Genomic DNA, 10539 nt, shown 5'->3' on the forward strand with positions numbered 1-10539 from the left:
TCAATCAAAGCCGCCTTGCGCTGCATCCAATCTCTAACCCACCTGACTCGGCCAATCTAGATGAAAAGTGCTCTAGTCAACCCAAAGGGCGAAACCGTCAATTCACACTCGCTGCCCACCAATGCGCTACAAGTTACCGGCCAGCGCAATAGTGGTTTGCAAGGAGCGGACACAGCCAAAGAGAGCTGAGCGGGCGCCAGCCCCCAAAATTAGGGTATATATTTCGCCTAACCCCTTGTTCACCCGTTGTTTATTTTTGACAACCATGCGCCGTTCGTGCCTAGATCGGTTGTGCTGAACTTTTTCTCTAACGATATCGGGATTGACCTGGGAACGGCCAACTCCCTCGTATTCGTCCGCGACAAGGGCATTGTCCTCCGCGAGCCCTCCGTCGTCGCCGTGTATAACAACACGAAAAAAGTCCGCGCCGTCGGTATCGAAGCGAAGCGCATGCTGGGCCGCACCCCAGGCAACATCACCGCCCTGCGCCCCATGAAAGACGGCGTCATCGCGGACTTCGAGATCACCGAAGCCATGCTGCGCCACTTCATCACGAAGGTTGCGCACAACACGAAATTTGTTCCGCCCCGCGTGGTGATCGCCGTCCCGAGCGGCATTACCGAAGTTGAACGCCGCGCCGTGAAGGAGTCCGCCATCCATGCGGGCGCCCGCGAAGTGCTCCTCCTTGAAGAGCCCATGGCCGCCGCGATTGGCGTGGGGCTGCCGATTGAAGAGCCAGCCGCCAACATGATTGTGGACATCGGCGGCGGCACGACGGAAGTCGCGATTATCTCTTTGGCCGGTGTGGTCTTCACCCGCTCCCTCCGCGTGGGCGGCGACGAAATGGACAACGCCATCATCGCCTACATGAAGCGCGCCTACAACCTGATGATCGGTGAGCGCACGGCGGAAGAAATCAAGATCCGCGTCGGCTCGGCCTACCCGCTCGAAGAAGAGCTGACCATGGAGGTCAAGGGCCGCGACTCCGTGGCAGGCCTGCCCAAGACTTTGCACATCACCTCGCAGGAAATCCGCGAAGCGCTGGCTGATGTGTTCAATTCGATTATCGAAGTGGTCCGCAGCGCGCTGGAGCGTTGCCCGCCGGAATTGTCCGCTGACCTCGTTGACCGCGGCATTGTCATGGCAGGCGGCGGCTCTATGATCCGCAATTTGGACAAGTTAATCAGCGAAGCCACGGGCCTGCCCGTCATCCTCGCCGAAGACCCCTTGTCCGCCGTCGCCAATGGCACCGGCATTGTCTTGCAGGACTTGAGCTGGTGGTTGCGTGATTCGGCGTAGCGGAGCCACGCAGTTTAAAGTGAGCAAATTAAAAATTAAAGGGCTTGAGGACCTTGTTTTCTTGCACTCACTAGATGTGTTAGCAGCGGCCGATGAGGTTGGCTAACGCTCCAGCATTATGCATCTTTAATTTTTAATTTGCTCACTTTAATCTCCCCTTCATGAAACTCCTTCGCCAGCTAAAGCCCGTTTTGGTGCTCTTGATCTTCCTGGCGATCTGGATGCTGACGCCGGCAGTGGTAAAGCGATTTGGGCAAAATGCGTTTTATGAATTCCAGGCGCCGATGATCGCCGCCCAGGGCTATGTGAAGGATTTGCAGACCTACTGGTCGCTGCGCACACGCTCGAAAAATGACCTGATTGAGGCGGGGCGGGACTTGTCGCGGCTCAATTCAAAATACCAAGTCGCCCAGCAGGAAAACCTGACCAAGGACGCGGAAATCACCCGCCTCGAAAGCCTGCTGGAGCTGCCGTCGCGCCCCGAGTTTCGCTACGAAGTGGCCCGCGTGGCGCAGCGCGACATTTCCGCCTGGTGGCATCAGTTGATTATCCGCAAAGGCAAGAATTACAACATCCCGGTCGGTGCGGCGGTCATCTACAACGGCGGCGTCGTTGGTCGTGTGCGCGAGGTGCATGCCTACACGGCGGTCGTCGAACTCGTCAGCAGCCCAGGCTTTCGCATGGCCGCCAACGTCGTAGGTGAAGCCGCGCCAGTGACCTACATCGGCGTGGTCAATGCGCCCTTCAGCCCACCGCGAGGCGAGGCGCTCAATGTCCCCCCCACCATCACCGTTACGCCCGCTGAACCACGTAAACTGGTCTCATCGGAGCTGGGAGGCATTTTTCCAGCTGGGTTAACCATTGGCGAGATCACCGCACTCGAGCCGGGGTCCGATGGCTATTTCCAAAAAGGATCCGTGCGCCTGAGCCCTCAGCTATCCGCCCTGCGTGAAGTCGCGGTGGTAATTCCATTCGGTCAAGAGCTAGCCGTCGAACCGCTGGAGATGGGAGCCGTCGATGGAAATTGATCTCCGTTGGCCGCTCTTTTTGATCTGCAATATCCTGCTGATCATTCTCCTGCGCATGGTGAATGACGCCACCTCGCTCGTGGGATTTTACATAAGCCTCCCTGCGTTGCTGGTGCTCCTGCCCGCCCTGCACACGCCGCCACGTTGGGGGGTGCTGCTTTGTTTTGCGACCGCCTTGGCTTATCAGGCGCCCTACGGTGGCCCAGTGACTCCATTCCTGGTCATACTTGGCGGCGGTTACGTAATCCTCCGCAATTTCAGCAGTCAACTGCGACGCTTCCGCCGGTTCCAACTGCTAACGTCACTTGTAGTGGTCAATGCCCTACTCATCATGGCGCAGAGCATTCTACTGGCGCCTGAGGCGAGTTTGGGCGAGCACTACACCCAACGCATCTTGGTCGACGCACTCATATCCGGCCTGCTGATTTACCCAGTTGGCAGTTGGTTCATCGACTTCCAGTATGGGCTGATGCTGTTCACCGGATCAGACCCACGCTCTGACGCGCCGCCGCAATAGCGAAATTTTTTAAAGTCCAGCCTCCAGCAAATCATCCAGACTACTGGAAACAATTGGGCCGGTTTTGACGGGAATCAGGCGCTGATTTTCCGCCATCAGTTCCACCATCTGCCAAACATGCTTTTCCCAGGCGGACACATCGCTGAAAACAGCCTTCTCCCCCATGAAGTCGGTGATTGTATGCTCGATATTCAACGGCTGCAAATCGCGTTCTTGAAGCCAACGAAGATTCCAGCCCGGGAAGAGCCTTTGGGGACGCCCTTGATCGTGTATCTCTTCAAGTACGGTGTGACGTGAGTCCTGGCGTATCTGTTCCATGAGAGGGAGCAAAGCTTCCTTTGGCCCTTCCATGTACTGCATGAACTGATTGTTGTTATAATAGACATAGCCGGTCACCTCGATGCGCAAATTTTTCTCCGAGGACTGATCTGCAAGCTCCTTTAAACCTGCAGGATCAAACGTGTAGGCGGCATCGCTAATATAGACAATCGAACTAAACATTGGGGAATAATAAAATGGGGTTATCTATTCATTCAGACATAGCCCAATGTAACGATTTGGCGGGCAAACGCCAGCCAAAACCCCTCAATAATGAGGGGTTCCCATTATTTCTTGGGCTAATTTGCCAACAATCAGCGAATCAAACGATTTCACTGTATCATTGAGGGCCAAACGGCCCCAACTACTCGCCCAGCAGGAAATCTGGATTCAGCTTGTGCAGCGCCTTCGGAATGAAAATGCCGTCTTCGCGGATGACCTTGTTGTCGAAGTGAATCTCGCCCCCACCCCAATCCGGGCGCTGGATGTTGACGAGGTCCCAGTGCACCTGTGAGCGATTGCCGTTGTCCGCCTGCTCATAAGCCTGACCAGGCGTAAAGTGGAACGAGCCGGCAATTTTTTCATCGAACAGGATATCGCGCATTGGCTTCAGCACATGCGGATTGAAGCCGATCGCGAACTCACCGATATAGCGGGCGCCCGCGTCGCTGTCCAATATGGCGTTGAGCTTGTCCTCGTTGCCGCTGGCCTTGGCCTCTACGATGCGCCCCTTCTCAAATTTGAAATACACGTTGTCGAACGATACGCCCTGGTAAACGGTCGGCGCATTGTAGGTGATCTCGCCTTCCACGGAATCCTTAACCGGCGCCGTGAAGACCTCGCCATCCGGGATGTTGTACTGACCGCCACAAGTAACCGCCGGAATGTCTTTAATCGAAAACCGCAGGTCTGTGCCGGGCCCCTTTAAGTGGACCTTGTCGGTGCGCTCCATCAGGCGCTTCAGCGCGTTCATTCCGGGCTTCATGCGCGCGTAGTCCAAGGTGCAAACACGGAAGAAAAAGTCTTCAAAGGCCTCCGTGGACATCAGCGCCTGCTGGGCCATCGATGGCGTCGGCCAACGCAAAACGACCCACTTGGTTTCGTTGACGCGATAGTTGAGCACAGGGCGCATTGCCTTCATGTAGGCCTGCATTTGGGCGGGCGGCACGTCGGCGCTTTCGAAAATATTATCACTGCCGCGGACGGCGATGTAGGCGTCCATCTTCTTCATGCGGTGCATTTCAAAGTCGGCAACCGCTTCGAATTCCGCTTCAGACCCACCGATGACGAGCTCACGCAACACACGGGCGTCACGCAAGGCGACAAAGGGCAAGGCTTTGCGTTTGCGAGCCATGCGACAGAGCGCGAGGACGAACTCGTCTGGGATATTGTAGGCGTCGATGAGGACCTTTTCGCCGCGCTGCAGCTTGGTGGAAAAGGACGTCAGGACCTTGGCCAAATCAAAGTAACGGGAATCCATGACGCCAGCGAACAATAAAGCGTTAGCTGGGAAAAGGAAAATCGTGCGGCGGCGCCAGATTAACGCGAAGCCATCGTGGCCGCTCCAGTGTCAAATGCCGCGGTGGCGATCTTCGTTTGCGGCGTCAATCCAGGGTCGCTAACCAAGTAATAAACGCCGTTGCTCTCCACGGTTACGTAGGCGTGCGTCTTACCGCTGTAGCGTATAAACACGACCTCCCGGCCTTGAATTTCCAGCATGCCCAACAACTCAACGGAGCTCAGGTTGGCAAAAAGCGCCTTGGTGTCGTCCATCACGCCGGGTTGGCTGAGCTGCGCCTGTTTGGTCTTCTGCAGCGCGGGGTGCCAGTATTGCACGATCTCATCGAGCCCCTGAGTCTTGAGACTGCGGTGGTAATTGATCGCCGTCCGCAGCGCCGTGTTGTTTTCTTCGGTCGGGTCCGCGTCGATGGTCTTGTTCGTGCCGGGGGGAAAGAGAAAGCCCTTCACCTTGAGCACCGCCTGGCTGCCCTGCTGATAAGGCGCAACCTGCGCTGCGCTGAGCCCGGTATCGGCGACCGGAGCCTTCAGCGTGCAGTCGCGCATCGGCACGTTGCCGAACGCCAGCGAACAGGCCAGAAACAGGAAAACCGACAATAAACGCATCATTAACCGCGGCGAATTTCTGAGCCCGGGAAACGGACATGAATGCGGACCACGCGCTTGATGCGGGTCTCGATTTTGAAAGTCTTGGGGTCTACCTTGTGAGGGATCTCTTCAAGCTGGATATCCACCGTCGCGTGGTAGCCACGCTCTGAGAAAATATCCAAAAGCATCGCCGTCGCCATGGGGTGGTTGAACACCTTATGCTCGCTGTTCACGATGGCGTAACCCGAAATCGAGTGCCGCTCAATGATCGGCATGAACTTGTCGCCCACCAGCTTCACGACTTCGCAGAAGACTTCGCCTTCCTGCTGTTGGTAGATGTCCAGCCGCTTCACCAACTCCTGGCGGGCGTGCATGATGATCTCGCTGGCCAACGGCAGATGCGAAAGCGTGTCGAAGGTCTCCTGCTCCAGCTCCAGCGTGCTCTGGTACTGAAGCTCCTTGATGACGCGCTCACGTACTTCGTCAATCGTGCCATAGGCGTTGACGTAGTGGTAGTGGAACACTTCACGCAGGGACTTGAGCGCATCGTAGGTGACATCCTTAAAGGTGCGATAACGACGGCGCGCGGCCTCCTCGTTCAAGTCGGTTTTGCGGATTTCCTTGAGCTCGCCCATCCCGGAGGCCTCGACCTCGCGGTTGTGTTCAGCGGCCTTTACTCCACGAAGCAACTGGCGCTTAATGCTCTCGTCCTCATCAATGAAGAGCACGATGATGTGAAATTGCGGCTTCTGAAAGCGAGTGCTTAACAGCGTATCGCGGTACTCGGAGCGCAGCTCGTTGAGCTTGCGGTAAAGGAGCTTCAAACACTCCACCTGCACCTTGGAACGCGGGAAGCCGTCGACCACCACGCCGCTCTGGAAACGCTGGTCCAGCAGCGCCTGGAAAACGAGCATTGTCACTTCCTTGTCCCCCACGAGCATGCCCGCGTCGATGCGTTTTTTGGCCTCGGGGCTCTTCAGCAGCTCACTCACCACGATGGGCGCTTCGGTGAAGTCGCGGAACTCCATCAGCGTGCGCGTGTGGGTTCCCTTACCAGCGCCCGGGGCGCCGTTGAGCCAGTGAATTTCGCGGGGGAAAATCAGATTTTCACGGCCATGCTCCTGCTCAAGATCGTTCCAGACGGCATTGAAGATGAGCTGCGCATCCTTAATTTCGAGGTCCTGTGGGCGTTGGACTTCGGTCTCATTTTTCTTGGTCGACGCCTGGCTCGAAGCTGGCGTCGTATCCTGTGCGGCGGTGTCAGCGGAAGACATATTGATGGTGGGGGCAATTAAGACCGGGTTGTAACACATGAGCGGCGGCATGCCAGCCTAAATCGGAGAAAATAGCCAACCCTTGCTCAGAAAACGCACCTGCATGAAATACGCGACGGATTCCTCTTTTCATCCCGGAAAGTTCATTCATGGTGTTGAGGTAGACTGAATGGACCTGTCATTTAAAGAAAGATGGAAGCACCGCATGGAGCGCCTGGAGGAGTTCATGATCGACGTCGCCTTCGACCGTCGACATGGGCGCATAGAGTCTCTTGCCGGCGGACTCCTGCGCGGCTTGTCCATGATTTTCAGCGGCGTCGTGCAGACGCGGTTCTTCCTCTATAACAAGCGGATCCTGCGCGACCAGCCGCTCGGCTGCCTCGTTGTGGTCGTTGGCAACCTTACCGTCGGCGGCACCGGCAAGACGCCGGTCGTGGAGAAATTTGCCCGCTCGCTGAACGAGCGCGGGCGCAAGGTGGCGATCCTCAGCCGCGGCTACGGCAGTAAAAAAGAACCCGGCTACAAACGCTTTGTTCGCTGGATTACCCATCGCCAAGCCCCTCCCCCCAAGATCGTCAGCGACGGCCGTAATATCTTACTGGATTCCCATACCGCTGGAGACGAGCCCTACATGCTCGCCCGCAATTGCCCGGGCGTCGTCGTGCTGGTGGATAAAAACCGCGTGAAGGCCGGTGAATACGCGATTCGCCATTTCGGCGCCGACACCCTGCTCCTCGATGACGGCTTCCAATACCTCCCCCTGCGCGGGATGATCAACCTGCTCCTCGTCGATAAAAACAACCCCTTTGGCAACCAGAACCTTCTGCCCCGCGGCATCCTCCGCGAACCCGTCAAGCACCTGCAGCGGGCGAGCTACGTCTTCCTGACCAAGAGCGACGGCGTGCCCGACCCCGAACTCGAAGACTTGATCCACCAGCACAAGCCCGACGCCGAACTCATCGAGTGCACGCACCAGCCCAAGTACATCCAGACGGTCTATGGCGATGAGCAAAACCCGCTTGAATGGCTGCGCGGCAAACGAGTGGCGGCGTTTAGCGGCATCGCCACGCCGGAAAGTTTTGAAGCGTTCCTGACTCGTCTGGGCGCCACCATCGTCTTCAACCGCCGCTTCCTCGACCACCACCGCTTTACGGCGTGGGAAATCGAGCAATACTTCGACGAAGCCAACGAAGCCCAGGTCGACCTCGTCATCACCACGGAAAAAGACGCCGTCCGCGTAAAGCGGGAATGGGTGCCCGAGCAAGCGCCGTTTTACTTCCTTCGGCTCGAAGTGGAAATCCTCCGGGGCGTGAAAGACTTTGACGACGCCGTGTCCCGGATTTGCTTCCCTAAAAAAGCGCTCCACACCGGCACGCGTTCGCCGTTTGCCAACCGCAAGGCCAGCTAGGAAGCATTGCCGCGATTAGCAGTGTGAGAGTGCTGCTGTTCAAAAAAAGAATCTTCTCTAAAGGGACTCGGTCTGTTAATCCCAACTAAGTAATGGCTACTGCTACCAAACCATTTTACCGGGCCGAGCTAAGCCTGATTATCGGCCTGATTTCGGCGGGACTTTTTCTGCTCTTTGGCAAGGAGTGGCTCGAAGACCTGACGAACACGCCTAAAATCCTTGGGCTCTTCGTCTGGCTCTTTGCCGTGATGTTGTGGTCGAGCTTTGGCGTTGTGAAGCACGCCGACTGCCTGGCGATCAAACTGGGCGAGCCTTATGGCACGCTCATATTGACGCTGTCGGTGATCACGATCGAGGTCATCATGGTGTCGGCGGTGATGCTCACCGGCGCTGAAAATCCCACGCTTGGCCGAGATATGATGTTCGCCGTGGTGATGATCGTGCTCAATGGCCTCGTCGGCCTATCGCTGTTTATTGGCGGGATCAAGCATCACCAACAGGAGTTCAACCTGCAGGGCGCGAATGCTTTTTTGACTGTGTTGATACCGTTGTCCGTGCTCGGTCTGCTGCTGCCCAACTTCACGCAGGCGACGGCGCCAGGCACTTTTTCCACCACACAGGCAATCTTCGTTATCCTGGCGACCGTTGCGCTTTACGGCGCGTTCCTGGCGATCCAGACGATGAAGCACCAGCCGTTTTTCATGTCGCCCGCCGCGATTCGCGGCGACGAAAACGACGACCATGGCCATGGCGATCTGGACATCCGCAGCGTGCCGTTCCACATCGTGCTGTTGATTTTATCGATGCTGCCCATCGTGTTGTTGTCCAAGAAAATTGCCGTCATCATTGACTACGGCATCGACAAGGCCGGCGCCCCGGCAGAGCTTGGCGGCTTCCTCGTGGCGACGCTCGTGCTGGCGCCGGAAGGCATGGCCGCCCTGCAATCCGCCGCGCACAACAAGCTTCAGCGCTCCATGAATATTTGCCTCGGCTCGGCGTTGGCCACCATCGGCCTGACCGTTCCGGCGGTGCTGATCATTGGCATGGTCACGGGCAAAGCCGTGGTGCTCGGCCTTTCGCCGGTGGGGGAAATCATGCTGATCCTCACCCTCGCCGTTTCGGCAATTAATTTCTCCATCCCCAAGACAAACGTCGTGCAAGGTTTGGTCCACATCATCCTGTTCGCCACCTATTGTTTGCTGATCTTTGATTAGGCTCAAAACGGCAGCTAATGTTTCCAGAGAAATGCGCGTTTGGACTTTCACCGGAAAAGCCAGGGCGCTAAATTAGCGACATGACTCTTGAGGAACGTTTTGCCAAATACCTCGACCAAACGCCAAACATCCATGCGGATGCCTACGTCTCGCCGCATGCGACCGTCATTGGCGACGTCACGCTGAAGGCGCAGAGCAGCGTTTGGCCGGGCGCCGTGCTGCGTGGCGACATCAACTCCATCGTCATCGGCGAAGGCTCCAACGTGCAGGACTGCAGCGTGGTCCACCTGGCCGATGATTACGGCGTCGTGGTCGGCGACTACGTGACGATCGGCCACTTGGCCATGGTCCACGCCTGCTCGATTGGTGACGAATGCCTGATCGGCATGAGCAGCACGATTCTCGACGGCGCCGAAATCGGCCCAAACTGTGTGGTGGGCGCCAAGGCGCTCGTGACCAAAGGCTTCGTCGCGCCAGAGGGCTCTGTGATCATGGGCGTGCCGGGCAAAATCGTCAAAGTCATGAAGCCCGACGAGATGGCCAAGCTGAAAGCCTGGGCTGAAAAATACGTGAAGGTCAGCGCTGGTTTCAAGCAACGCGGTCTATAACTTGTCCAACGCTTTTGCATCGTGATGTAGGGCTCGCGCTCCTACTACTTTCAACACGAGCAGAGTTAGTTGCATTTACGATAAAAGCAAATCCCCCTATAAAATAAGACGCAAAGTGTAATCGCCTCCGATTGGGTGGTGTGCTAAGGTAAACTCCGAACCTCAAACCCAACACTGCTTATGCGATACATGATGAAAGAAAAATTCTGGAGTCTCAGCGATGACTTCAGCATTCAAGACTCACTCGGCCAACCCATCTATTTCGTGAAAGGCCGCGCATTCAGTTGGGGCGATAAATTATCCTTTCAAGACCTTCAGGGCAACGAACTCGCGTTCATCAGCCAGAAGTTGCTCTCGTTTAAACCGCGGTTTGAGATCTACCGGAACGGCGCGCTTTTTGCCGAAGTCACCAAGGAATTTTCCTGGTTCAAGAAAGAGTTCTTTCTCGATGTGCCCGGCCCGAATGACTACTCGATCAACGGCAGTTTCTGGCAGAAGGACTACGTTTTTGAGCGCTCTGGCCAGAACGTCGCACACGTGTCCCGCGACTTCTTTTCATGGACGGACACCTACGGCGTGGACATTGTGGACGGCGAGGACGACGTCGCCATTCTCTGCGCGGTCATCGTCATCGATCAGGTCTTGCACGATGGAGACAATGACCGGGGCGGCATCAACATCAGCTTCGGCAGCTAGAGCACTTTTCATCTAGATTGGCCGATCAGGCCGCAGTGATTTTTCGTGTCCAGCAAGGCGGCTTGAGCGTC

The 10539-nt window shown here is 56.6% G+C and carries 12 protein-coding genes; 7 read left to right on the plus strand and 5 right to left on the minus strand.

What is annotated here, in order from left to right:
• The first annotated feature begins 276 nt into the window (after nt 1-276).
• The 3 genes from RBB63_RS23355 to RBB63_RS23365 all read left to right on the plus strand — a co-directional run bounded on the left by RBB63_RS23355 (nt 277) and on the right by RBB63_RS23365 (nt 2844).
• The gene (locus tag RBB63_RS23355; protein ID WP_309387832.1) at nt 277-1299 is read left to right on the plus strand and encodes a rod shape-determining protein; all 1023 of its coding nucleotides are present in this window, start codon (nt 277-279) and stop codon (nt 1297-1299) included.
• 161 nt (nt 1300-1460) lie between these two features.
• Nucleotides 1461-2327: a rod shape-determining protein MreC gene (gene mreC, locus RBB63_RS23360; RefSeq protein WP_309387834.1), complete on the plus strand. Its 867-nt coding sequence runs from the start codon at nt 1461-1463 to the stop codon at nt 2325-2327.
• Nucleotides 2317-2844, plus strand: coding sequence for a hypothetical protein (locus tag RBB63_RS23365; RefSeq protein WP_309387836.1), 528 nt, complete (start codon nt 2317-2319; stop codon nt 2842-2844). Before mreC ends, RBB63_RS23365 begins: the two co-directional genes overlap by 11 nt.
• Nucleotides 2845-2853: 9 nt before the next feature.
• Here the strand turns inward: RBB63_RS23365 and RBB63_RS23370 are convergent, their stop codons facing one another.
• The 5 genes from RBB63_RS23370 to RBB63_RS23390 all read right to left on the minus strand — a co-directional run bounded on the left by RBB63_RS23370 (nt 2854) and on the right by RBB63_RS23390 (nt 6693).
• Nucleotides 2854-3345 carry a BLUF domain-containing protein gene (locus RBB63_RS23370; protein ID WP_309387838.1) on the minus strand — a complete coding sequence of 164 codons (492 nt, stop codon included), beginning with the start codon at nt 3343-3345 and terminating at the stop codon, nt 2854-2856.
• A gap of 181 nt (nt 3346-3526) precedes the next feature.
• Nucleotides 3527-4642 carry an aminopeptidase gene (locus tag RBB63_RS23375; protein ID WP_309387839.1) on the minus strand — a complete coding sequence of 372 codons (1116 nt, stop codon included), beginning with the start codon at nt 4640-4642 and terminating at the stop codon, nt 3527-3529.
• A 59-nt stretch (nt 4643-4701) separates the two neighbouring features.
• The gene (locus tag RBB63_RS23380) at nt 4702-5289 is read right to left on the minus strand and encodes a hypothetical protein (RefSeq protein WP_309387840.1); all 588 of its coding nucleotides are present in this window, start codon (nt 5287-5289) and stop codon (nt 4702-4704) included.
• Complete coding sequence (locus RBB63_RS23385; RefSeq protein WP_309387842.1) at nt 5289-6542, minus strand: nucleoside monophosphate kinase; 1254 nt, start codon at nt 6540-6542, stop codon at nt 5289-5291. Before RBB63_RS23385 ends, RBB63_RS23380 begins: the two co-directional genes overlap by 1 nt.
• On the minus strand, nt 6529-6693 hold the full coding sequence (locus RBB63_RS23390; RefSeq protein WP_309387844.1) for a hypothetical protein: 165 nt from the start codon (nt 6691-6693) through the stop codon (nt 6529-6531). The genes RBB63_RS23385 and RBB63_RS23390 overlap by 14 nt, the downstream gene beginning before the upstream one ends.
• A gap of 18 nt (nt 6694-6711) precedes the next feature.
• On the opposite strand from RBB63_RS23390, the gene lpxK reads away from it, so the two are divergent.
• The 4 genes from lpxK to RBB63_RS23410 all read left to right on the plus strand — a co-directional run bounded on the left by lpxK (nt 6712) and on the right by RBB63_RS23410 (nt 10468).
• Nucleotides 6712-7950 (plus strand): tetraacyldisaccharide 4'-kinase, encoded by a 1239-nt coding sequence (lpxK, locus tag RBB63_RS23395; RefSeq protein WP_309387845.1) that lies wholly within the window; start codon nt 6712-6714, stop codon nt 7948-7950.
• A 92-nt stretch (nt 7951-8042) separates the two neighbouring features.
• On the plus strand, nt 8043-9164 hold the full coding sequence (locus RBB63_RS23400; RefSeq protein ID WP_309387846.1) for a calcium:cation antiporter: 1122 nt from the start codon (nt 8043-8045) through the stop codon (nt 9162-9164).
• Between the two features lie 80 nt (nt 9165-9244).
• Nucleotides 9245-9772 (plus strand): gamma carbonic anhydrase family protein, encoded by a 528-nt coding sequence (locus RBB63_RS23405; RefSeq protein WP_309387847.1) that lies wholly within the window; start codon nt 9245-9247, stop codon nt 9770-9772.
• Between the two features lie 189 nt (nt 9773-9961).
• Nucleotides 9962-10468 (plus strand): LURP-one-related/scramblase family protein, encoded by a 507-nt coding sequence (locus RBB63_RS23410; protein WP_309387848.1) that lies wholly within the window; start codon nt 9962-9964, stop codon nt 10466-10468.
• Nucleotides 10469-10539 lie beyond the last annotated feature (71 nt).

Source organism: Cerasicoccus frondis (genome assembly GCA_031296915.1).
In the GTDB taxonomy this organism is placed as follows: Bacteria; Verrucomicrobiota; Verrucomicrobiia; order Opitutales; family Cerasicoccaceae; genus Cerasicoccus; species Cerasicoccus frondis.